Origin of the sequence: Arthrobacter sp. Hiyo1 (assembly GCF_001263615.2) — a bacterium.
GTDB lineage: Bacteria > Actinomycetota > Actinomycetes > Actinomycetales > Micrococcaceae > Arthrobacter.
Genome location: NZ_DF952470.1, coordinates 389,874 through 392,372 on the forward strand (window position 1 = coordinate 389,874; position 2,499 = coordinate 392,372).

The 2,499-nt window shown below is 64.6% G+C and carries 4 protein-coding genes; 1 reads left to right on the forward strand and 3 read right to left on the reverse strand.

Going from position 1 to position 2,499, the window contains the following annotated elements; genetic code table 11:
* Together AHiyo1_RS24700 and AHiyo1_RS10690 are read right to left on the reverse strand one after the other, a co-directional pair.
* Nucleotides 1-307, reverse strand: a 307-nt coding sequence (locus AHiyo1_RS24700) for a DUF6707 family protein (protein WP_340639312.1), incomplete at its 3' end; no start/stop codon positions are given.
* A gap of 106 nt (nt 308-413) precedes the next feature.
* Nucleotides 414-953: an NUDIX hydrolase family protein gene (locus tag AHiyo1_RS10690; RefSeq protein WP_059388553.1), complete on the reverse strand. Its 540-nt coding sequence runs from the start codon at nt 951-953 to the stop codon at nt 414-416.
* A 291-nt stretch (nt 954-1,244) separates the two neighbouring features.
* On the opposite strand from AHiyo1_RS10690, the gene AHiyo1_RS10695 reads away from it, so the two are divergent.
* Nucleotides 1,245-1,847, forward strand: coding sequence for a YdeI/OmpD-associated family protein (locus AHiyo1_RS10695; protein ID WP_059388554.1), 603 nt, complete (start codon nt 1,245-1,247; stop codon nt 1,845-1,847).
* 3 nt (nt 1,848-1,850) lie between these two features.
* On the opposite strand, the gene AHiyo1_RS10700 is transcribed toward AHiyo1_RS10695, so the two are convergent.
* Complete coding sequence (locus AHiyo1_RS10700) at nt 1,851-2,360, reverse strand: hypothetical protein (RefSeq protein ID WP_059388555.1); 510 nt, start codon at nt 2,358-2,360, stop codon at nt 1,851-1,853.
* Nucleotides 2,361-2,499: the final 139 nt, after the last annotated feature.

Consider the following 2,499-nt stretch of genomic DNA (forward strand, 5'->3'; position numbering starts at 1 on the left):
CTAGTATCCGGCTCCAGGGCCGGCTCTTCGCCGAGCGGGCCGGAACTTCGGCGAGCGGCGTGTCGGCGACGTCCGGGATGGCGGTCGCTTCGCCCACCGGAACGCTGGACCCGATCGCGATCCGCACGTTCCCGCCGTCGAGCGTGGTCACCAGGATGAGCGCGGGCACGCCAAAATCGTCGTGTTCGAGCTCAATCTGGGTGATTTGCTCCGCGGGACCATCACCAGGGAGGAACAGGTAGTCCCCGATTTGCAGGGCCCCAGCCTGCTTTTCACGGTACTGCTGGTCGGCTGGGCTGTGAGTCATCGGAAGTCCTTTGGTTCTCTTGGGGTCCGCCCAACAGTCTATAAAACCCCACCGAGCAAATCGGGGAGGCGGCTATTACCCGCGCTGCCGCTACTAACTGCGCGGGCTACTGTCCGACGCCGGCGAAGGCCAGAGCCTGGCGCACCAGATTGCCGCGGCCGCCGCTGAATTCCTGCTGGACGTCGTCGCTGAGGATTTCCTGCGGAGTCATCCACGTCAGCTCGAGGGCGTCCTGGCGAGGTTCGCACTCGCCCGTCACGGGGATGACGTAAACAAGGGACACGGCGTGTTGGCGGTCGTCCGTGAAGCCGGTCTGCGACGGTGCCGGGAAGTACTCGGCCACCGTGAACGGCACGGGACTGACGGGCAATTGCGGGAAGGCCAGCGGGCCGAGGTCCTTTTCCATGTGGCGCAACAGCGCGGCCCGGATAGTTTCGCGATACAGCACGCGGCCGGACACGAAGGAACGGACCATGGTGCCGTCAGCGTCGCCTTGCAGAAGGGTGCCTACCTCGTTGACGAATCCGAGCGGATCCAGACGTACGGGAACCGCCTCCACGTAAACCATGGGGAGGCGGCCGCGGGCTTCGAAGAGGTCTTCATCGGAAAGCCAGCCGGAGTACGGGTCAGGGGTACGAACACTCATGGTTAAGTTCTACCCCATCCCGTGCTGTTCCATGCCGTACGAATCAGACAGCCAGGATTGCGTCGAGCCAAACTCCTGCACGCTCGCTCACTTATGTCGTCGAATCGGGCGACGCTCGCTCACGTATGTGGCCAAACTCGGGATCCCTCGCTCAGATGATCTGAGCGAGCGTTTCCGGAAAGGCCGATATACGTGAGCGAGCGTCGGGGTAAGGGCCCATATAGGTGAGCGAGGGTTGGGCGTGAAGTCAGTGGGCTTTCGCCACAGCCTAGCTGGCACCAGAATGGGGCCATGGCTGTTGAACTTGAAGAACTGATCGTCAAAGATGCTGCCGAGTGGCGGTCCTGGCTCGAAAAGAACGGCGCCGATAGCCCGGGCGTGTGGCTCGTGCTGCACAAGAAGGGCGGCAACGTGACGGAACTCGATTACGCCGCGGCCTTGGATGAAGCGCTTTGCTTCGGCTGGATCGACGGCCAAGGCAGAAGGCGCGACGACGAAAGCGTCTTCCAGCGCATGACCCGCCGCGGCCCCAAAAGCCCATGGTCCAAGCGGAACGTGGGGCACATTGCCCGTTTGGAAACTGAAGGCAAGATGACTCCGGCCGGATGGGCCGCCGTCGACAGCGCCAAGGCGGACGGTCGTTGGGAAGCTGCCTATGTGGGCCAAGCGGACGCGGAAGTCCCCGAGGACCTCGCTGCCGCCATCGCCGCGGTTCCCGAAGCCCAGGCGATGTTCGATGTGCTGACCGCGGTCAACCGCTATTCCCTGATCTACCGCACCAACTCGGTGAAGAAGGCGGAGACGCGGGCCAGGAAGATTGCTGGCTTTGTCGAGATGTTGGCGAGGCAGGAGACCCCGTATCCGCAGAAGAAAAAGCCCGCGGTGGCAGAGTAGGACCTACTCGGACTTCTCCCGGGATAGGGCGACGATCCAGCCTGGACTGTCCTCACCGAGCCGCTTATCTAGCAAGACCCTGGCCTTGGCAGCGGCGATCTGCACCTTGCGGTCCTCGGCGCCCACCGAGGCGGGACGCTGTGAGGGGACGACGGCGCGGGGTTCGGACGCCGTGGCGGCTGCCAGGAGCGCGTCCTCAGTGCCGACTTTGAGGAGCGAGAGTTCCTCCCGTGACGCGAGTTCGCTGTGGCCCAGAATTTCGATGGCTTTTTGACCCATTTCGGCTTCGGAGCGGCTGCGGGACAGGGACGCGTCGAGGGCCCATTGGGCGCGGCGCCACCACTCGGACCTGTCATCCGCGCGCGCCTTCTGCCGCAGGGACAGGAGGCCTACGATCGCGGCAACCATCGCCGCGACAAGGACAGCGAGCGGGCTGAGCGCGCCAACGATCTGCCACCATTCCGGCGGCGCACCGACCAGAGTGACGGGTATCGGGCTCGGGATCGGGTTCACAGCTCCAGACTAGGCCCCGGCACTGACAATTATTGGACGCGCGCGGCGGCTTCCAACACCATCCACGCCTGCAGCTGGGTGGAGAGTTCGACGGCGGTGCCCGGCGCGTACGTCTCGGCCGCCGGGCGCTGCGGTTCCG

What these genes read in the sequence shown, in the direction of transcription:
- AHiyo1_RS10690 (WP_059388553.1), bottom strand. Translation starts at nt 953, where the DNA reads ATGAGTGTTCGTACCCCTGACCCGTACTCCGGCTGGCTTTCCGATGAA.
- AHiyo1_RS10695 (WP_059388554.1), top strand. Translation starts at nt 1,245, where the DNA reads ATGGCTGTTGAACTTGAAGAACTGATCGTCAAAGATGCTGCCGAGTGG.